Raw genomic sequence first — 18,983 nt, 5'->3', positions numbered from 1 at the left:
CTTTCTAACTGTAGTGCACTCATATATAGTTTCACCCGACCAACCAAAATCCGTCGTTTACGACATTCAATTTGACCAAGTTGAAGATGGCGAAATAAATCACTAATTTTATGATTCTTCCCTAAATGATTGGTGACAATGAAGTTTTTTTAACACGAATGCAGAAGTTGATGTCTTGTTCAATTAACCATGTAAACCACTGCTCACCGATAAACTCTCTGTCTGCGAACACATTCACAATACGGTCTTTACCAAAAATGGATATAAAGCGTTGAATCAAAGCAATCCGCTCTTTCGTATCTGAATTTCCACGTTTATTAAGCAATGTCCAAACGATAGGTATCGCTATTCCACGATAAACGATCGCAAGCATCAGGATATTAATATTTCGTTTTCCCCATTTCCAATTGGTTCTATCTAAAGTCAGTTGCACTTTGTCGAATGAAAATATATTGAAAATTAACTGAGAAATTTGACGATAATCGAAATACTGATCTGCAAAGAAGCGTTGTATACGTCGATAAAATGATTGTGGTAAGCACTTGATGGGTAAGGCTTTAGATGCAGAAGAAAGATTACATGTCTGTTTTACAATTAATGCAAGCATAATCATTGTAAAACATTTTACATGTGACTTGTTCCACTTTAGATATTTGTTTAAGATGAGATATAACTCATTGAAATTTGTCATCATATTCGTCGTCAGAAAACAAGTATTATGCCATTATTTCAATGAGTTATCTTTTTTGTCGTGTACAAAGAATCATTAGGCAACATTGGATTGCTACATCAGAATAAGTTTGATTTCGACCTTGCTTGCCCTTTGCTTGTGCATACTACTGAGTTTTTGAATCAAACCAAATGGCAATATTTCCACGATTAATAAGTGCGCGGTTGTATGTAGACCAATTGAGAGCACGGTAAATTTTAGGTGTGGGCTTATTCATTTGAAAATTATATTGTGGAATAAGCCCTTAACGATAGGTTCGTGCAACAAAGCCAATTGAAACTGAAAGATTATACTGTAACTGATAATTACTGAATCAATTTTATGTATCCATCATAAATCAAAATGAGCTGTTTATCATAATTATTTGACTCAAAATTTGAGCCGAATATACACTATATTCTCATCACATTATTTAACTAGAAGAGTAATCATTATGTATGGTGATTGGATATGGAAACAAGTTAACTGGACAGCCTTCACATGGGATGACTATAAGATCCTACCTCTAACGAGACACATCCATCAAAAGGTCGGTATTTTACTCGGGCAAAGTCAACATAATCCTGAAAAAGAACACTTAACATTGGATAACTTAATTGCCAATCTTGTTTCTTCTTCTGCTATTGAAAATGAGACTCTCAATGTCTACTCATTACGATCGTCTTTAGCAAAACGCTTAGGTGTATCTCTAGAACAGCCTTATCCAAGCTCTGAACGTTCTGATGGATTGGCAGATATTATGTTCGATGCACTGAATAACTTTAACCAAGATTTGACGATTGAAAGATTATTCCAGTGGCACCAATGGCTCTTTAATGAAACTGATTGGACAATGCAACGGATTCGTGTTGGTCAGCTACGTGGACATGAGCCAATGCAAGTGGTTTCTGGTCGTATTGAGTATCCAACTGTACATTTTGAAGCCCCACCACGAATTGGGCTAGAGCAGCGACTTAATGAATTTATTGAATGGTTTAATGCAAGTAAATCCAATCATTTGCTTGATCCAATTATTCGAGCAGGTATTACTCATCTGTGGTTCGTAACTCTCCATCCTTTTGACGATGGTAACGGACGTATAACACGAACACTAACCGACCTTGCCTTAGCGCAAATGGATCAACAAAGTATCCGATTATACGCAATGTCACCTGTTATTTTGAATAAGCGAAAAAGCTATTACGAGGTACTTGAAGCCACGCAAAAAGGTGATTCTAATATCACTGAATGGCTATTTTGGTTTTTAGAAGCTCTTAATGAAAGTCTAGAGCAAACTTTAAAACGTATTAACAGAACACTTTTTAAAAGTAATTTTTGGAAAAAATACTCTGAAATTGACTTCCATGAAGGACAACGTAAAGTCTTAAACAGACTGCTAGATGGTGGTGAAAATGGCTTTGAAGATGGTATCAGTGCAGCACAATATCAAAAAGTTGCGAAAGTCAGTAAAGCTACAGCCACTCGCCATCTTACTGATTTATTAGAAAAAGGCTGTATTGTGAAATTAGAAGGTGGTGGGCGCAATACCAGATATCAAATTCATGCTTCATTGAATTAAATATGTAAGCATCCGGTGAACCCCATTGCCAAGTTTTAACGAGATTCATATGCCTTACAAAAAAATCTGAGATGGCGTCAATTGAACTCACATTTTAAACCATTGATTTCAAATATTAATTTATAATATAGAATTATATACCCAATTTTTACCCAAATTAGATTTAGTGTATTGAATCCTAAAATTAATTTTATTCAAAGTAGCTTTAGGATTTGAACTTGCGTACTGAGATTAACGCATGTAAATTGAATATAAAATGAAAAATCATAGCATTACTTTTTTATATTTCTGTTTTTCAAGTATCATTTGAGAATACAGCTGTAGGCATAAAGGTATGTTTAAAAATATTGATGCTTAAAAAAATTAGATTAGTATCATCCTCTCCCCCCCTAAGATTGTCAAAAATCTACAAGAAACTCTTAGTGTTCGTTAGACATACCACTCAAATATAATCGAAAGTAATGCTCTTACAATACTGGATACCAAAATCATTTTAGAAGGCATAACTGTTGGTGGAAATTCCGTGGCAACTTTAAAAAGTATTTATGTAAGACAACTATATTATAAAAATTAAAAAATCCATCACCTTGATCGACAAGATGATGGATTTGAAATCATTTTAATTTAACTCATATGCCCATTGAATCAGCAGTCTAAAAAAACCTGCAACAATGGCTAGACTGAGTACGCCACCCAGCCATAGCACAATAAACCACCCTGCTTGATTGAGCTTCATGATGATTCTCCTTAATGATAGCCATCATCGCCGACACGGACTTTATCGCGAAACACCCAATACGATAGTGCGGTATAGAACAAGATAATCGGGATCAATACCAATGTCCCAATCAAGGCAAATAGCTGACTACTTTGTGGTGCAGCAGCCTGCCAAATCGTGACAGACGGTGGAATGATATTTGGCCATAGACTGATGAGGAACCCTGTATAAGCCAACAGCACCAAGGCTAAGGTATAAATAAATGGTGCAAACTCCTGACGTCGTTTACAGGCACGTAATGCCAATACCGTAAACACCAACACTAAAATCGGCACAGGGCTAAAATAATACAGTTGAGGCAAGCTAAACCAACGACTAGCAATGTCTGCATGTACCATTGGGGTATAAATACTGACCGCACCAAAGATCACTAATAAGGCAATAATCAGTTTTGGCATGAGGCTAAACATATGCTCTTGTACCCGTGCATCGGTTTTAAAAATCAACCAACCACAGCCCAAAGTAGCATACAGCACCACCACCGCAATGCCGGTAAACATTGAAAATGGGGTCAACCAATCTAATCCACCACCACTATAAATACCATTGGTGGTTTCAATGCCTTGAATATATGCCCCTAAAATCATGCCTTGGAAAAATGAAGCGAGGATGGAACCCCAAATAAAGGCCTGATCCCATAAGTGTTTAGTTCGATTGGCTTTAAAGCGAAACTCAAATGCCACTCCACGGAAAATCAGCGAAATGACCATTAAGATAATCGGCATATATAGCGCAGAGAGCACAGTCGAATACACCAATGGAAAAGCGGCAAATAAGCCTGCGCCACCTAAGACCATCCACGTTTCATTCCCATCCCAAACCGGTGCGACGGTATTCATCATCACATCACGCTCTTGGCGGTCTTTCACCAAAGGAAATAAGATGCCAATCCCTAAGTCGAAACCATCGAGCATCACATAAATTAGCACCCCAACGGCAATGATCACCACCCAAATTAAGGATAAATCAATCATGGTTTTTCTCCTGCGGGGCTGCATCTAAGTCTTCATCAATGGTACTCATTGGACGATTCGACGCACGAATCACTTCCCCATCACTATGTGCTTGAGAATGAATAAACTGTGGTCCTTTGCCCATCATTTTCAGCATGTAATAAATCCCAATGCCAAACACAATGCAATACACAATCACAAAGATAATTAAGGTTAAACCGACTTGTTCTGCCGATACCGGTGACAAGGCATCTTTAGTACGCATCACACCATAGATAATCCACGGCTGACGACCGACTTCTGTGGTAAACCATCCCGCAAGTAAGGCAATAAAGCCTGAAGGTCCCATACATAAGGCAAATTTGTGTAGCCATTTCGACTCATAAAATTTCCCAGTTTTACGTAACCATGCACCCATTAGCGCAAGCAGAATCATCAAGACCCCCATACCCACCATGATGCGGAAGCTCCAAAACACCACGAGCGAGTTTGGTCGATCTTCAGGGGCAAATTCTTTTAAGCCTTTCACCTCACCATCTAGCGTGTGCGTCATGATAAGACTACCAAGATTCGGAATCCCAATTGCATACTTGGTTTCTTCAGCTTCCATATCCGGAATACCAAATAAATATAACGGCATGCCATGATCTTTATTGGTTTCCCAATGCCCTTCAATCGCAGCCAATTTGGCAGGTTGATGTTCTAAGGTATTTAGACCATGTAAATCACCGACAAACATTTGCAGTGGCGCAAGCGCTAAGATCATCCACATGGCCATGGAAAATGATTTTTTTACCAAGGCATCACGACGACCTTTGAGTAAATGCCAAGCTGCAGTGGCAGCAACCAATAGACCTGAAACCAAGAAAGCTGCCAATGCCATATGCGCTAAACGGTATGGAAAGGACGGGTTAAAGACAATTTCAAACCAATCTTGCGGCACGATAATGCCATTTTCAAAGGTGAAGCCTTGTGGGGTTTGCATCCAACTGTTGGACGACAAAATCCAAAACATGGAAATGCAGGTGCCGATGGCCACCATGAGGGTAGCAAAGAAATGGGTTTTGGGTCCGACCCGCCCCCAACCAAACAACATGATGCCCAAAAAGCCAGCTTCTAAGAAGAATGCACTGAGCACTTCATAACTAAGTAAAGGCCCTGTAACACTCCCGGCAATACGGGAAAATTCACTCCAGTTGGTGCCAAATTGGTAGCTCATTACTACGCCAGAGACCACGCCCATCCCGAACGATAATGCAAAAATCTTGATCCAAAATTGGAATAAATCTCGGTACAGAGGGTCATTGGTTCTTAGCCATCGCCACTCTAGAACAGCAAGAAAGCTTGCAAGTCCAATGGAAATGGCAGGAAAAATAATATGAAACGAAACTGTAAAAGCGAATTGAATCCGCGCCAATTCGAGCGCTGTTAAACCTAAATTCATGTCGTCACCTTATTGTGAAATTGTGTGGTGATTGCGGTTCAAACTTAAGTCTAGAACCGAAGACTTGTTTACACTGTCGCAAGCCTGTTGAGCTCTGTCAGTAAACTGTATCTCTACGCTTTTTCGACAGACGAACGTATTCAGTCTGCGGTCAACAGACAACAAAAAAATTAAATTCATGTGATTACACTATATAACGTTAATCTATGAAGTTCGATTAAAAACTTCCATACAAAACCAGTTCTAAAGTGTTAAAGGTGGGGCTCGCCCTTGGGGCAGTAGATAAAGCCTTTTCAGCGAAAAATAGACATGCCGAAAAGCGTCTTGATAAGACGTCAATCGAACCTGAATTCTATCGATAATTTCGTGCAGATTAAAATCAAAAGGAAGGACCACATCACCATAGACTTTACAGTACTGGCATTGGTGGTTTTGCCAATTATGATCATCGTGCTCATGATGATCGTGAGTCAGATGATGCACTAGTTCATGATAGGTCTGGTGAATGTGTTGGTGTTTTTCTGGGGACAATAAATTATGTGTAATAGACAGACACACCGGAACAATTTGAAATTCTTCGGGTAATAGTGGTTGTAAATATACTACGATTTGCAAAAGTAAGGTCGCAATTGCAAGACACAGTCCACTCTGTCTGAGCAACATATTCTCTCAACGTATACCAACACAAGCAATATGCTTAGAAAAGCAATGCTGGCTTGAAATCCGAGGGCTCAAGTCAGCTTTATAGAACTAATATAGCTAAAAAAATACGATCTTTAAAGTGAATATTCACTTTAAAGATATAAATATGAATATTTAAGATAAAGATGTAATCTGCGCATAAATAATTGTAGTTACAATTATTTATGCTTTAAAGAAATTCAATGGCAACTTCAGATAAGACACGCCATTTGCTTCAGGCTCAGGAAAATGCCCTGCAAGCATATTGATTTGAATCGAAGGCAAAATCAATTTGGGCATACTCAAGGTAGCATCGCGCTGATTACGCATCTGAACAAATTCAGCCTTAGTGGTACCTTCATGAATATGAATATTGTGCTGTTTTTTGGTTTGAATATCGGTTTGGCAGTGATATTCATCACGCGTCTTTGGCAAATAATCATGACACAAAAATACGCGAGTCGTTTCTGGCAATTGATACAGGGTTTGCACCGAATCAAACAAGGTGTCTGCACTACCCCGTGGGAAATCACAACGTGCGGTACCATAGTCCGGCATAAACAAAGTATCACCGACAAACACGGCGTCACCCACGACATAACTTAAACATGCCGGCGTATGCCCCGGTGTTGGGATGTTATATGCCTCGAGCTCACCAATATGAAAATATTCATGATCATCAAATAAATAATCAAATTGTTGCTGAGCATTAAACTGCTTGATGTCTAGGTTATAAATGGCACTAAAGGTCTCTTGTACCAACGCAATATGATGACTCATGGCAATTTTGCCACCCAATACCGACTTTAAATACTGCGCGGCAGTCAAATGATCGGCATGTACATGGGTTTCTAAAATCCATTCCACTTGCAAATCTTGTGCTTTAACATACGCAATGATTTGATCAGCATGGGTCGTTGAGGTGGTTGCAGAAGACGCATCATAGTCCAAGACACTGTCAATGATGGCACAGAGCTTGGTCGCTGGATCAGTCACCACATAACTAAAGGTATTAGTCGCTTGGTCAAAAAAATCCTGAACAATCGGGCGTTGCATGGTTAAGCTCCTGACCATTTACGGTGAATCAATACACCTGCAAGCATGGCAACAATAAAATACAGCACTTGATAATGCCCTAAACCAATTAAAGTGAAACTTGGTGCTGGGCAAACACCAGCAATACCCCAGCCTGCACCAAACATTAACGCACCTGTAATCAGTTTTACATCAATTTTATTGTTACGTGGTAAATCAATCGGTTGATTAAATACTGTGGTTGGCGCACTACTACGCAACGCTTTTTGGAATGGTATAAATGCCACTGTAATTGCGCCCATCATGACAAAAGCAAGACTCGCGTCCCAGTTGCCGAATAGATCTAAAAAGTCGATGACTTTTTGCGGATTAGACATACCTGAGAACATCAAGCCCACTGAAAAGAGCGAACCAAATACAAAAGCCAAAACGTTTTTCATTTTAGAATGCTCCAATCAAGTGACGAACGATATATACAGTCACAAAGCCTGCGAACATAAAAGTCATGGTGGCAATGATGGAACGTTTAGATAATCGGCTGATCCCACAAATACCGTGACCACTGGTACAACCTGAACCTAAGCGGGTACCAAAACCCACCAGTAAACCAGCAATAATCATCATTATTGGGCTAGCAGACACGATAATCTCTGGTTGTACAAAAAGACCATAAATAAATGGCGTGATGATCAAGCCTAAAAGAAACCACACTGCAGGCGTTTTAAAAATCGTCTGTGGATTCAGTACCTGCGCAATCAAACCACTGATGCCTGCAATACGACCATTCACATACAGATACCCTACTACTGCAATGCCTAACAGGGTACCGCCAAGAAACGCTATTACAAAATCATGCATAGTTAACGCGCCATAAATAATATTTAAACTTATATTATATAAGTTTGTATATTAATCAAGTCATTTTATGTTATTATCTCGACATACTTTTCTCCCTTTGCTTTTTCTCATTCAGGTTAGACGTTATGAACATCACAATCGATAACTTAAAAATTGAATTTACGCAGGTCGATACCGTTTCCAATTGCTTGAAAGTGTTATCGAATCCTGACCGATTAAAAATTTTATGTGTATTGATCCATGGCGAATTGAATGTTCAGCAAATTGAGGAATGTACCGATATTCATCAGCCGACTCTGTCACAACAATTGACCGTTTTACGGAACAATAAAATTGTCTCGACACGTCGCGAAGGCAAACAAATTTATTATCAATTAGCAGACCCTAAAGTGCTGGGCATTATGCAAACGCTGTATCAATTGTACTGTCAGGAATAAACATTTTTGTGCATGCCCTCTTGTCTGGAAGCTCAGCCAAGTTTAGTAAATCCAAAATGAGATGATCAGTAAAAACCCGGTCAGCATGGTAAATAAATTCAGCCATACGGGATGTTGGGTCTGATAATCCTCAATAAATTCTTGTTCGGTTAATGAGCGCAACCCTCGACGATATTGCAAAATTGAGGCAAAGTTCACCAATAAACCAAACACAATCACGGCAATGCCCAGCCACTGTCCATAGATAATTTTGTGCTGATATTGCTCAGAGTGCAGTAGTTGTAGCAATACATTTGATTTTTCAATCAAAAAACCAAAGGCTATCAGCGCTAAACCACTGCGATTCCATGCCAATGCCGTACGTTCCAAAGCAAACAATACCCGTGGATCTTGTAAATTTGACATTGTGCCCCCTGATGTTTAAGTGGTTGATGTTGAGCTTAGCATGATCTTAGACGGGCTATTGTGTTGGCTTGGTGAGCATCTATTTTACTTATTTTTCAAAGATTTCTTTGAGATCACTCGGCATCCCTTGTGCAGACTGGAAGTTACCCTTGCTATCACGCCAAGCAATGGAGGGTGTTGAGAAGAAACCATATTTGCCCATTAAATTTTGGTTAAAATCAATTTTTTCTGCTATCTCTACAGGAATATTTTCTGCTGGTTTAAGGCGCTTTTTGCCACGATTGACATTGATATCATGAAATACCGCTGTTGGATTTTTTGACATCAGTAAAGTTGCCACCTGAGCACGGCTTTCTTCACGAATCACACCCACTTGAACATGACGCAATTGAACCTTGCCTGACTCTACCCAAGGACGTGCTTCTTGCCAAAATTTATGGCAATACGGGCAATTGGGATCTGAGAATACATAGACAATACGTGGCGCATCGGTTTTGCCATCTTGAATCCAGGTTGAATCTTCTAATGTTTTCCATACATTATCTAAAATGGCTTTTTTCATATGCATTTCAATTTGGCTGTTGGAAAGACTATTTCCTTGGGCATCAAACAACTCGCCTTTGATGTAATACTTGCCATCATTGGAAATAAAAATGGTATTGGAATATTGGTCTTCATGCCCCACCCAACCCGTTAAACCTTCAGGTGCAGGAATTGGTTTGACAAATTGAAAGCCTTCTTTTTCGAGTTGTTTTTTAATGGCATTCGGATTGGCACTGACACCACATGCCACCGTCAACAGTGTTCCGATAAGTAAACTGGTTTTAAGTAAAGTATTCATGATGCATATCCTATGATCAATTTATGGATTCATTTTCTTTAAGTATTGTTGCAACATCGCTTGACTGAGCTCGCCTTGATGACGCGCAATCAACTGACCTTGTGCATTGAAAAATAAGGTAGTGGGTAAACCTAAACTGTTCACTGCTTGTGGCATTTCACCCTGCACATCTAGCAGAACGTGTTTAAAACTGAAGTGATGTTTTGTGAGATAAGCACGGACGGTATCGACCTCTTCCCCTTGATTGAGCATGACAAAATGCACCTCAGGATATTGATCCTGCGCATGCTGTAATACGGGCATTTCACGATGACACGGCGGGCACCAACTCGCCCATAAATTCACAACCGTCGGCTGACCTTGAAATTGTTTTAGCGCAATGATTTCTGACGGATCTTGATGGGCAAGCTTCAGACTTGGAAAACTCAAACTTGGATAATGGCTATCTTGATACATGATTTTTTGTACTGCCCATCCTGCCCCCATAAGCATGACAAAGATCAGTAATAAAATGGCCTTGGCTTTTTTTGTCATGGCTGAGTTTTTCCACCAAAACCACGCACTTCCTGTCAGCACACCGCCTATTAGATGAAAACCTTTGTCTTGAATTTTCAGCATATCAATGGGCGATGCGAGATAAGACTCCATATTCAATCCAATAAAGATCAAGCGTGCACCGAGTAATCCGATCCAAACACTGCTCCAAATCGAATCTTGGAAACGCTGTTGGATTTCGGTTGACCACTGTTCTTGTTGCCCGATTTTTCGTCCAACCATGGCAGTGATCAGCAAAGCCAACACCAAACATAACAATGCCCATGGCAACATCAAGGGTCCAAGATGCAGTGCTTCATTCGAAATCATGGCGGTGTACCTCGGTTTAATCGGCTCAAGAGTTGCGCTGCACTAAAGGTACCCGTCAAACGTAGATTGCGCTGTTCTTGATGCTGTACATCTAAGAAAATCATGGTTGGAGGTCCTAAAATCTGCCAGTCTTTCAGCACAATATCTTGACTTGCTTCATATTCGGTTAAATCGAGTTTGATTCGAGCAACAGCATCTAAAGCTGTTTGTACATCGGCACGAGGTAACACCTCTTTTTCAATCGGCTGACAAGCCACACACCAATCGGCATACACATCTATGAGCACTGCTTGTCCTTTGACTTTATTGAGTGCCTGTTCAAGCTCAGCTTGGGTACGTACTTTTTGCCATGCGACTAATGTTGTGGCTTGTGTCGTATTCAGTTGTGACCATGCTTGCGTGACATACCATCCACCCGATATTGCGGTCGCTAAGCTCATAGCAATCAACAGCAGTTGCATCGGCATTTGCAAAATATGCGGACGTATCTTCCATAAAATGTAAACCGTGATACTAATGCATAAGAGTCCCATCAACATCAAATAAACCACACTCGGCAGTAAAGGACGCAGAAAATACACCGCCAACAACAGCATGACAAAACCGAAAGTGAATTTCAGACGATCCATCCACACGCCTGGTTTTGGTAAGTACTGTGCACCAAACACACAGGCAATCAACAATGGTAAGCCCACACCTAGACCTAGAATAAACAGGTAACTAGCCCCCATCCACGGTTCAGGCAATTGCGCAACAAACAGCAAAGCCCCTGCCAATGGCGCACTCATACAGGGTCCGACAATTAGCGCAGAGATCATGCCCATAATGAATGAACCCCATAAGGTTCCACCTTTTTGTCGTTGTTGCCATTGATCTAAACGCTGTAATACACCTTGTGGTAAAGACAACTGGAATACGCCAAATAAATTCAATGCAAACAGCACGAACATCACGGCAAACACCCCAATAAAGATGGGACTTTGTAACCAACGTTGGAAGTTATAGCCGAGTCCTGCCACAGCTAAACCCATCAAGGCATAAATCAATGCCATTCCGACCACAAAGACACCAGCAATCATGCCGGCACGATAGCCACGATGACGTTGCACTAAAATACTGGATAAGATCGGAATCAATGGTAAGGAACAAGGTAAGAATGCGAGCAATATCCCTAAACCTAAAAAAATGATCAGATTCAGTGCAATATTGTCTGTTGAAAGTAAATAAAAGAAGTACTGGTCGTTGTTCCAATCGGCCTGCTTCGTACGCTGTTCAGCATTCGTTGTAGTCACAGATTCAAAACTTGCCTGCATCATCAAGGCATCATCTAGCTCTGGCGCACTAGCTTCGCTAGGTTCTGTTAAAGCAGTCACTTCAGAAGAGGGACTTAAACCATTCTCATCCTCTTTGACTTCTGCTGTATTTGCTGGCGTTACAACTGTTACAGTTTCAGTGTTTTTCGCCTGGAGTTCTACAGGTATTGCAGTATTGGGTAATGACGACGATGTGACTGCATCTAATAATTTCTTTTGCGTTGTACTTTGCTGACTCAGCTTGCTTTCAGGCAATAATCCATCGGCATCGGTGTGAATGGTTGTACGCTGTACTGGATAACATAAGCCACTTTCGGCACAGCCTTGCCATTCGATTTTATAGCTTTGATTGGGTTGCATGGCGACAGTCGCTTGCACTTGCCCATAATGTACTTCGGTCATGCCGAAATTGGGGTCATCTTTTTGCTGTGGACGAGGCAGTTGCAGTGATAATGCTTTGCCATTTTCAATGACTTTAAGCTGATCATGATATAGATAATATCCATCAGCAATACGCCACGTGAAACTGGCTTGGTCTTGAGCTGTGGATACAGCTTGAAAAGAAAATGCTTGATCAGGGGGTAAAAAATCAGCGGATGCACTTTGCATACTCAAAATGCTGAATATTCCACACAACCCTATTAACCCTATACGCATAGATGACTTTAATACCCGACTTAAATCTATTTCAGTTGATTATGCAAAAGCATAAATTAAGGGAGCATTAACAAGATAAATCATTTATAAAATACAGACAGGAAGTCAGGAAAACGCTATGTTTGTTGTTTTGGTTGAAGATGATCCATATATTGCCTCGAGTATTTGTGCCACTTTGGATTTTTTAAATATTTCAGTAGAACATGTGAGTCATGCGCGTGATGCAGATTATTTTATCCGTCATAGTGCAGTCGATTTATGTTTGCTGGATTTAGGCCTACCGGATCAAGATGGTTTAGACCTACTGCGATCATGGCGCAGGGATCAGATTCATATCCCTATTTTGGTTTTAACCGCACGGTTGCAGACCCAGCAATGTGTTGAGGCTTTAAATGTCGGTGCCGACGACTATTTGACCAAGCCTTTTGAACTGGATGAACTAATTGCACGGGTTCATGCACTCACCCGACGTCACCGCGGTTTTTCATCGAATGTCATTCAATTTGACCACTTAAAACTCAATAAAGACACCCAAGAAGTCCTTTATCAAGATCAAATGATTCAGCTTTCACGACGTGAATACAGTTTGCTTGAAACCTTGATGAGCCATCCAAATCAAGTACTGAAAAATGAAGTTTTGCTAGATAAGTTATACGGCTTCCAAGACAGTATCGAAAGCAATGCTCTGAATGTCCATATTTATCACTTAAGGCAAAAATTGAATGCGGACTATATTCAGACCATTCGGGGTGTCGGTTATATGTTTAAAATTGCTGAGTCAATTCCATGCAAAAATCACACAGCTTAAAATGGCGATTGGTCAGCAGTCTTCTAGCTGTGATGATCGGCTTATGGAGTGTGGTGTTTGTTTGGTTGTATATCGACTTACAAAAACGTCTACAGGAGACTCTAGATCAACGTCTAAATGCCTCCGCACAAATGGTGGCACGGCTAATTCAACAATTACCACTGCAAAGCTTGGATGAGTCTGCCTTAGCTCAACAACTTCATTCCACAGACCAAGAACAATTGATCGCGTGCGAAGTATCATTATTTAGCTCTGACATCAGTGTAGGACGGCATGTGATTGCCAAAACACGCGGTGCACCGAAAGATTTAAGTCAGCAAGCGGTTGGTTTTAGTACTTGGCAACAAGGTGAGACACAATGGCGCAGTTATGTATTGCGTCGCGGTGAGATTCAAGTGGTAGCTGCAGAGCGTATGTTTCTGCGAGAATCTTTACTGAAACAAATTTTGCAATCGGTCTTAATTCCGCTGACCTTGTCATTATTGTTGTGTATCGGCTTAATTGTTTTGATTATTCGTCGGGAATTTAAAGCCTTGGATCAGGTTGCTAGTCATTTAAGTCAGTCAAATTTATCGCTCAATGAAGCAAGCCAATATCTCACAAGCTTAGATGCCAATACCATGCCCTCAGAGATCTACCCTTTTGTGCAAAATGCGAATCGCTTAGTCCATAAACTGCATCAAAGTCTTGAAAATGAAAAAGTCTTTAGTGCATATGCGGCACATGAATTACGCAGTCCTTTAACTGCAATTAAAACCAATGTGCAATTGGCACAACTGATGGCACAAAATGACGGCAATGCCAAATTGCAACAGCGTTTAGATCAAGCCAATCAAAGTATTCATCGTTATTCTGAATTACTTGAACAATTACTGATGCTGTCGAATACCGATCAATCTTTTGAACAAATCACAGCAAGCATTCAAATTAAACCTGTTGTTGCTCAGGTAATTCATGATTTAGCGCTCATTTATCCTGAAGCAACCTCTAAAATTCAAGTCGATTGGCACAGTCTTGGTGATTTAGCATTACCTGAATTTGTCTTATATGCCGTTGTTAAAAACCTACTTGAAAATGCCTTATTGCATGCAAACGCTGATGTGATTGAGGTGAGCATGCAGGAAAATACGTTTTGCATTCAAGATAATGGTACACATTTAAATGCTGAAGATATTCTGTATTTGGGGCAACGTTTCTGGCGCAAGTCAGCACAACAAAAAGGTCATGGTTTAGGGTTGTCTTTGGTCAAGATGATGCTGCAACAATATACTTACGCCGTCCAATTTGAACCGAATTTACCTACAGGATTAAAGATTACGGTGTTATCTCGAAGATAGTTGAATAAAGTTTCTTATCATTTGGTGGCGTCAATTGAACTTAAAACCTAACTCATTCATTTTAAAGCTCTTTTATTGAATAAAAAAATTCATTGACCCAATTTTGACCCATATTAGATTTAGTGCATTGAATCACTTTAAAATCTTGTTCAAATCCGAATTCAGGATTTGAAGTGACGTACGGCATTATAGCAGAAAATTACATCTAAAAATAAATGCAATGTTATAACATTACAATTAACTCATTATGATATTAATAATCACATCAACCTCAGTATAGTTCAATTTTTTAATTTGTACTTTTGCTTAGGACTCTTAGGCTTATCAGGGATGGTTCGTTCAATTAATCCAATCTCTGGTCTACGCCCCGCAAACAAATAGGCCCTCTTAAAAAATTATGAGGGCCTAGAAGGACTATGGTTACTTCAAAGTAATCATGACTGTTTTAATATGGTTCGCTTCTAATTCTGTTACTTTAAAGTGTGCACCTTGATAGTCTAAACTAGAACCCACTTCTACTGTACCATTACACTTATCCAGTATTAATCCTGAAATACTGATATAACCAGAATCTTCCTCAACTAGATCTAAGCCTGATTCTAGTTCAAGTTGATAAAGATCTAACATACCTGATGCTTTCCAAGTACGGTCATCTAACTTGACTAAATCCAGTTGTTCATCTGCATCAGGGAATTCCCCAGCAATTGCTTCAAATACATCAAGTGGAGAAATTAGACCTTGTACATTTCCAAACTCATCATTGACTAAAACTAATGATCCTTTAGAAGACCGTAAAGTATTAATTGCATCGATAACTTTCATTTTTTCAAAAATAAAAATTGGGCGATGACGTTTAATTAGAGTCTTTAATTGTTCATTATCATCAAGTACTTCTAAGATTTCTTTAGCGCGAACAACACTTAAGACTTTATCCAAACTACCTCGGCAGATGGGAAAAAGGCTATGTGGGACAGACAATACCTGTTCACGAATTTCTTCAGGTGTATCATTCATATTGATCCAAGAAATTTGACTTCGTGGCGTCATGATAGAAGCAACTGATCTTTCAGCTAAGGTAAGCACTCCCCCAATCATATAACGTTCTTCATCCGCAAATACTTCTTGAGCTTCAGTGCGTTGGGGACTATCTGAAACAGTTTCTACTTTCCCACCCATCAATTTTAAAATTGAATCTGCAGTACGGTGTCTTAGGGGAATTTTTGATTGATGCTTTGATGCATTTCGCTGGCTAAACTGATTGAATCCTTCAATTAAAATTGCAACACCAATACCTGAGTAGATATAACCTTTTGGAATATGGAAACCAAAGCCCTCTGCAATCAAGCTGATACCAATTAGGAGTAAGAAGCTTAAACAGAGAATAATGACTGTAGGATGACGGTTTACAAAGTTGGTGAGTGGTTTAGATGCAACTAACATGACAACCATCGCTACGATCATAGCTATCATCATCACATAAATATTATCTACCATACCAATTGCAGTAATAACTGAGTCCAATGAGAATACGGCATCTAACACTACGATTTGGGCAACAACTGCTGTAAAACTTGCATACACAACATTCGTTGTCACATGAACTTCTGTCTTACCCTCCATTCTTTCATGCAATTCGCTTACCGCTTTATAAAGCAAGAATAAACCACCAAATAAAAGAATGAGATCTCGGCCTGAGAACGTTTTTCCAAACACCTCAATCAAAGGTTCTGTGAGAGTGACCAACCATGAGATCGCAAAAAGCAGACCTAAACGCATTAATAAGGCTAAGGTCAACCCGATTATCCGCGCTTTATCACGTTGTTCAGGAGGAAGTTTATCAGCTAAAATCGCGATAAAAACGAGGTTATCAATACCTAGTACGATTTCTAAAACAATTAAAGTGAGTAAACCGACCCAGATTCCTGGATCCATTAAAAATTCCATAGATACCTCCTTAACTCTCTAAAGCAATATTTATTATTTTTTCATTTGCTGTAATCAGCTTAAAATCATAGTCCGCCTGAGATACTTTTAATGGTATTCCTCTAAATTTTCTATGATCTTGACGTAAAGCTGAGTTCATAACCTCATTAACAAAATCCAAATCACTCATTAATTGGGCATATAGTTTGTAACCTACTTTGATCATTTTGATATTTTCAGATAGATACTGCTTCAAGGCTCGTTCAAGCTGATGGGTCGGCAATGTAACCATGTTCGCTCGTTTTCCTAAATATTCAGCTAGGTTTAGAGATAAATCTCAAACCAACGCCAGGTTCTGTAAAAATAAATTTTGGATCAATCGCATTGTCACCTAGCTTATTTCTAAGCTTAGCAACCAGAATACGTAAATAATGTGTGTTTTCAGCATGGGACGGTCCCCATAGGCGTTTAATGATCTGGGATTGAGTGAGCAATTTCCCTTCTTGACTGACCAGAAGCTCTAAAAGTTCAAATTCTTTTTTTGTTAAATTAACACTGACATTTTCAAGCAATACTTCTCGGGTTTGAAAATCAATACAAAGACTTTCACTTTCATAAGTTGATACAGGTTTAATCAATTGTTGAGAAACACGTAATAAAGCCCGGATGCGAGCCATAAGTTCATTTACGCTAAAGGGCTTAGTCACATAATCATTTGCACCAGCATCAAATAATTCAATTTTTTCTATTTCATTTGATCGGGCAGACAGCACTATGACTGGCACCTGAGATTTTTTTCTAATTTTTATCAGAACTTCTTTCCCATCCATATCAGGTAAGCCTAGATCTAAAATCACGATATGTATTTGCTCTCGATCAATTAGATTTAAAGCATCTTGTCCTCGACAAGCAGATAAGCATTTAAGTTCCTGCGCACGTAAGGCAATATTCAGAAATTTCTGAATTTGAACTTCATCATCAACGACTAAAATGCGTCCCTCAAAATTATCATCCATCAATATCACCCTTTGCATTGATCTCAAATTGGGAGAATCGCAATGTTACACATGACCCAGAAGTAACCAAGGATTTTGAAATAATGATCTCAGATTCATGTGCAGTCATAATAGCCTTGACAATAGAAAGTCCTAAGCCCATTCCATTCTTATCATTTTTAGATTGTTCACCTCTAAAAAACTTATCAAACACAAATGGAATTTCTTTATCTATAAAACCATAACCTTCATCATGAATAGCAATTTCTAGGTGATCTTCATAATGAACATGTACTTCAATATTTTTATAGTTTGAATACTTGCTGGCATTATCTAAAATATTGAAAATTGCCTGCTCAAGAAGGGGAGCATCAACAAATAAATCACACTCCTCTTCAAGCAAATAAATATGAATAACCTGAGCAGGTCTATAGCGTTTTAAGCGACGTACCGCTGCACCAATTAACTCATCTACGCCTACCCACTCCTTGTTGAGTTTAATTGTTTCATTACCCAATTTTGTCATATTCAAGAGACTTTCAATGTACTGATCTAAACGCTCTGATTCAGTTTGCAAGGTATCCATTAGAGTCCGCTTATCGTCAGCGCTTAAATATGCCTCATAACTTTTATATGTTTCCGCAGCACCCTTAATACTTGCAAGTGGTGTTCTTAAATCATGTGATATTGAAGAGAGAATCGTAGAACGGAGGTGTTCGGCCTGAGCTAATATTTTAGCTTCTTCTAATTGCTCAGCAAGCATGGTTCTAGCCAAAACTTGTGAAATATAATCAATAATCAGTTCTAAAAATGTGCGTTCTAAATTCAACTTAGTGCCAGTACCAAGTTTATGAATATATATTTGACCAAACATTCTATCTTGGCTGATTAAAGGAAGTGAGGTCCCCTTGTCCAAAGATAAGATATCTTTCTTATCAGTTTGACCTTCTTGTATCTTGATTTTTCTATTATTTTCCTCTGCACTAGTTACAAATAAAGTATCGGATTCATTTAATTCAATCTGAGCCGTTATTCCTAAATGCTCCAATAGAAAACTTTCAGTAGTTTGGATAACTTCGCTCGATGTAAGTGCTACAGAGAGCTGGCGTCCAATCTTAACCAATAGTTCTGTCTGATGATTAGCTTTTTGCAGTTCAAGAATTTTTTTTCGTAACCTGTTCGCTAATCTTCCAGCAATCAAAGCAGATATAAAAAATGCTAAGAGAGTAACAATGCCCTGTTTAGCAAATACATCGAAAGAATTAAATGGTTGTAAAAAAAAGAAATCATAGGATATAAAAAAAATGGCTGCTGCTAAGACTGCAACAGCCATACTAAAACGAGACGCTAAATATACGACAGCTGT

Annotated in this window: 19 protein-coding genes and 3 pseudogenes; 4 read left to right on the top strand and 18 right to left on the bottom strand. The window is 39.2% G+C overall.

Annotated features, from left to right (window positions below; genetic code table 11):
• Nucleotides 1-691: pseudogene (locus CL42_RS12225) on the bottom strand (IS4 family transposase); the annotation flags it as partial.
• 70 nt (nucleotides 692-761) lie between these two features.
• Nucleotides 762-947, bottom strand: a pseudogene (locus tag CL42_RS16750) (transposase); the annotation flags it as partial.
• A 216-nt stretch (nucleotides 948-1,163) separates the two neighbouring features.
• Here CL42_RS16750 and CL42_RS12220 point away from each other — a divergent pair.
• On the top strand, nucleotides 1,164-2,288 hold the full coding sequence (locus CL42_RS12220; RefSeq protein ID WP_035268891.1) for a Fic family protein: 1,125 nt from the start codon (nucleotides 1,164-1,166) through the stop codon (nucleotides 2,286-2,288).
• A gap of 619 nt (nucleotides 2,289-2,907) precedes the next feature.
• On the opposite strand, the gene CL42_RS16745 is transcribed toward CL42_RS12220, so the two are convergent.
• The 7 genes from CL42_RS16745 to CL42_RS12190 all read right to left on the bottom strand — a co-directional run bounded on the left by CL42_RS16745 (nucleotide 2,908) and on the right by CL42_RS12190 (nucleotide 8,037).
• Entirely contained in the window at nucleotides 2,908-3,024 is a 117-nt protein-coding gene (locus CL42_RS16745) for a DUF2474 family protein (RefSeq protein ID WP_081403287.1), read from the bottom strand.
• An 11-nt stretch (nucleotides 3,025-3,035) separates the two neighbouring features.
• The gene (cydB, locus tag CL42_RS12215) at nucleotides 3,036-4,040 is read right to left on the bottom strand and encodes a cytochrome d ubiquinol oxidase subunit II (protein ID WP_035268882.1); all 1,005 of its coding nucleotides are present in this window, start codon (nucleotides 4,038-4,040) and stop codon (nucleotides 3,036-3,038) included.
• The gene (locus CL42_RS12210; protein WP_035268871.1) at nucleotides 4,033-5,463 is read right to left on the bottom strand and encodes a cytochrome ubiquinol oxidase subunit I; all 1,431 of its coding nucleotides are present in this window, start codon (nucleotides 5,461-5,463) and stop codon (nucleotides 4,033-4,035) included. Before CL42_RS12210 ends, cydB begins: the two co-directional genes overlap by 8 nt.
• A 243-nt stretch (nucleotides 5,464-5,706) precedes the next feature.
• The gene (locus CL42_RS12205) at nucleotides 5,707-6,126 is read right to left on the bottom strand and encodes a DUF2946 domain-containing protein (RefSeq protein WP_373683340.1); all 420 of its coding nucleotides are present in this window, start codon (nucleotides 6,124-6,126) and stop codon (nucleotides 5,707-5,709) included.
• 201 nt (nucleotides 6,127-6,327) lie between these two features.
• On the bottom strand, nucleotides 6,328-7,200 hold the full coding sequence (locus CL42_RS12200; RefSeq protein ID WP_035268863.1) for an MBL fold metallo-hydrolase: 873 nt from the start codon (nucleotides 7,198-7,200) through the stop codon (nucleotides 6,328-6,330).
• Nucleotides 7,201-7,202: 2 nt separating this feature from the next.
• Entirely contained in the window at nucleotides 7,203-7,619 is a 417-nt protein-coding gene (locus CL42_RS12195; RefSeq protein ID WP_035268856.1) for a DUF6691 family protein, read from the bottom strand.
• 1 nt (nucleotide 7,620) lies between these two features.
• Nucleotides 7,621-8,037, bottom strand: coding sequence for a YeeE/YedE family protein (locus CL42_RS12190; RefSeq protein WP_035268854.1), 417 nt, complete (start codon nucleotides 8,035-8,037; stop codon nucleotides 7,621-7,623).
• 125 nt (nucleotides 8,038-8,162) lie between these two features.
• Here CL42_RS12190 and CL42_RS12185 point away from each other — a divergent pair, with 125 nt between their 5' ends.
• A complete protein-coding gene (locus CL42_RS12185) occupies nucleotides 8,163-8,474 on the top strand; it encodes an ArsR/SmtB family transcription factor (protein ID WP_035268852.1) in 312 nt (103 codons plus the stop codon).
• A 42-nt stretch (nucleotides 8,475-8,516) separates the two neighbouring features.
• Here CL42_RS12185 and CL42_RS12180 read toward each other — a convergent pair whose 3' ends face one another.
• The 4 genes from CL42_RS12180 to dsbD form a co-directional block, all read right to left on the bottom strand.
• Nucleotides 8,517-8,879 carry a YidH family protein gene (locus tag CL42_RS12180; protein ID WP_035268851.1) on the bottom strand — a complete coding sequence of 121 codons (363 nt, stop codon included), beginning with the start codon at nucleotides 8,877-8,879 and terminating at the stop codon, nucleotides 8,517-8,519.
• A gap of 88 nt (nucleotides 8,880-8,967) precedes the next feature.
• Complete coding sequence (gene dsbG, locus CL42_RS12175; protein WP_035268849.1) at nucleotides 8,968-9,720, bottom strand: thiol:disulfide interchange protein DsbG; 753 nt, start codon at nucleotides 9,718-9,720, stop codon at nucleotides 8,968-8,970.
• 21 nt (nucleotides 9,721-9,741) lie between these two features.
• Nucleotides 9,742-10,584: a TlpA disulfide reductase family protein gene (locus CL42_RS12170; protein ID WP_035268845.1), complete on the bottom strand. Its 843-nt coding sequence runs from the start codon at nucleotides 10,582-10,584 to the stop codon at nucleotides 9,742-9,744.
• Nucleotides 10,581-12,506: a protein-disulfide reductase DsbD gene (gene dsbD / locus CL42_RS12165; RefSeq protein ID WP_155756990.1), complete on the bottom strand. Its 1,926-nt coding sequence runs from the start codon at nucleotides 12,504-12,506 to the stop codon at nucleotides 10,581-10,583. Before dsbD ends, CL42_RS12170 begins: the two co-directional genes overlap by 4 nt.
• A 166-nt stretch (nucleotides 12,507-12,672) precedes the next feature.
• On the opposite strand from dsbD, the gene CL42_RS12160 reads away from it, so the two are divergent.
• The gene (locus CL42_RS12160; protein ID WP_035268841.1) at nucleotides 12,673-13,362 is read left to right on the top strand and encodes a response regulator transcription factor; all 690 of its coding nucleotides are present in this window, start codon (nucleotides 12,673-12,675) and stop codon (nucleotides 13,360-13,362) included.
• Entirely contained in the window at nucleotides 13,341-14,699 is a 1,359-nt protein-coding gene (locus CL42_RS12155; RefSeq protein ID WP_035268838.1) for an ATP-binding protein, read from the top strand. The genes CL42_RS12160 and CL42_RS12155 overlap by 22 nt, the downstream gene beginning before the upstream one ends.
• A 281-nt stretch (nucleotides 14,700-14,980) precedes the next feature.
• Here CL42_RS12155 and CL42_RS17750 read toward each other — a convergent pair.
• The 5 genes and pseudogenes from CL42_RS17750 to CL42_RS12135 all read right to left on the bottom strand — a co-directional run.
• Nucleotides 14,981-15,055, bottom strand: a pseudogene (locus CL42_RS17750) (Fic family protein); the annotation flags it as partial.
• Between the two features lie 64 nt (nucleotides 15,056-15,119).
• The gene (locus tag CL42_RS12150; protein ID WP_035268836.1) at nucleotides 15,120-16,643 is read right to left on the bottom strand and encodes a TerC family protein; all 1,524 of its coding nucleotides are present in this window, start codon (nucleotides 16,641-16,643) and stop codon (nucleotides 15,120-15,122) included.
• 10 nt (nucleotides 16,644-16,653) lie between these two features.
• Nucleotides 16,654-16,914 carry a hypothetical protein gene (locus tag CL42_RS12145; RefSeq protein ID WP_051586608.1) on the bottom strand — a complete coding sequence of 87 codons (261 nt, stop codon included), beginning with the start codon at nucleotides 16,912-16,914 and terminating at the stop codon, nucleotides 16,654-16,656.
• A gap of 22 nt (nucleotides 16,915-16,936) precedes the next feature.
• The gene (locus tag CL42_RS12140) at nucleotides 16,937-17,638 is read right to left on the bottom strand and encodes a response regulator transcription factor (protein WP_035268833.1); all 702 of its coding nucleotides are present in this window, start codon (nucleotides 17,636-17,638) and stop codon (nucleotides 16,937-16,939) included.
• On the bottom strand, nucleotides 17,631-18,983 hold a 1,353-nt coding region (locus tag CL42_RS12135), incomplete at its 5' end, for an ATP-binding protein (protein WP_155756989.1). The genes CL42_RS12135 and CL42_RS12140, both read right to left, overlap by 8 nt.

Origin of the sequence: Acinetobacter sp. Ver3, assembly GCF_000632455.1 — a bacterium.
Classification (GTDB): Bacteria; Pseudomonadota; Gammaproteobacteria; order Pseudomonadales; family Moraxellaceae; genus Acinetobacter.
Note: the sequence above shows the minus strand (reverse complement) of the source record. Positions and strands in the feature narration are given on the sequence as shown.